At 66.0% G+C, this 1,351-nt stretch carries 1 protein-coding gene; it reads right to left on the bottom strand.

Translation table 11 applies throughout. The features are described 5' to 3' along the window. Window positions 1–1,351 (bottom strand): DNA translocase FtsK (locus BW981_RS22215; RefSeq protein WP_280174213.1); only part of this gene is annotated, 1,351 nt, incomplete at both ends.

Consider the following 1,351-nt stretch of genomic DNA (forward strand, 5'->3'; position numbering starts at 1 on the left):
AGGATCTCTCTTTTTCCGGCGTGGTTTGCGGGTCCGACGATGCCTTCGTGTTCCATGCGCTCCATGATGGATGCGGCGCGGTTGTAGCCGATCTGGAGGCGGCGCTGGATGTAGGAGGTGGAGGCCTTCTTGTCGCGCAGCACGACGGCGACGGCCTGCTCGTAGGGGTCGTCGCTGTCGGGCGCGCCCATCGCGCTCTTGTCGAAGACGGCGCCGTCCTCGGCCTCCTCGCCCGCCTCGTCCTCTTCCGAGGTGACGGCGTCGAGATATTGCGGCCGGCCTTGGGTCTTGAGGTGGGCCACGACCTTCTCGACCTCGGCATCCGAGACGAAGGGACCGTGGACGCGGGTGATGCGCCCGCCGCCGGCCATGTAGAGCATGTCGCCCTGGCCGAGCAGCTGCTCGGCGCCCATCTCGCCGAGGATGGTGCGCGAGTCGATCTTGCTGGTGACCTGGAAGGAGATGCGGGTCGGGAAGTTGGCCTTGATCGTGCCGGTGATGACGTCGACCGAGGGACGCTGCGTCGCCAGCACGACATGGATGCCGGCGGCACGGGCCATCTGGGCGAGGCGCTGGATCGTGCCCTCGATCTCCTTGCCGGCGACCATCATCAGGTCGGCCATCTCGTCGACGATGACGACGATATAGGGCAGAGGCTCGAGGTCCATGACCTCCTCCTCGTAGATCGCCTCGCCGGTGCCCTTGTCGAAGCCGGTCTGGACGGTGCGCGTGATGACCTCGCCGGCCGCCTTGGCCTCGCCGACGCGGGCGTTGAAGCCGTCGATGTTGCGCACCGAGAGCTTCGACATCTTCTTGTAGCGCTCCTCCATCTCGCGCACCGCCCATTTCAGGGCGACGACCGCCTTCTTGGGGTCGGTGACGACGGGGGTGAGCAGATGCGGGATGCCGTCATAGACCGACAGCTCCAGCATCTTGGGGTCGACCATGATCAGCCGGCATTCCTCGGGCTTCAGCCGGTAGAGGATCGACAGGATCATGGTGTTGATCGCGACCGACTTGCCCGAGCCGGTGGTGCCGGCGACGAGCAGATGCGGCATGCGGGCAAGATCGGCGATCACCGGCTCGCCGCCGATGGTCTTGCCGAGGCAGAGCGCGAGCTTGTGCTTGGTCGCCTCGAAATCCTGGCTCGCGAGCAATTCGCGCAGGAAGACCGTCTCGCGGCGCGCATTCGGCAGTTCGATGCCGATCGCGTTCTTGCCCTGAACCACCGCCACGCGCGCCGAGATCGCACTCATCGACCGCGCAATGTCGTCCGCCAGCGAAATCACCCGCGACGACTTCGTCCCAGGAGCAGGCTCAAGCTCATACAGCGTCACGACAGGCCCGGGGC

Origin of the sequence: Allobosea sp. TND4EK4 (genome assembly GCF_900156025.1) — a bacterium.
In the GTDB taxonomy this organism is placed as follows: domain Bacteria; phylum Pseudomonadota; class Alphaproteobacteria; order Rhizobiales; family Beijerinckiaceae; genus Allobosea.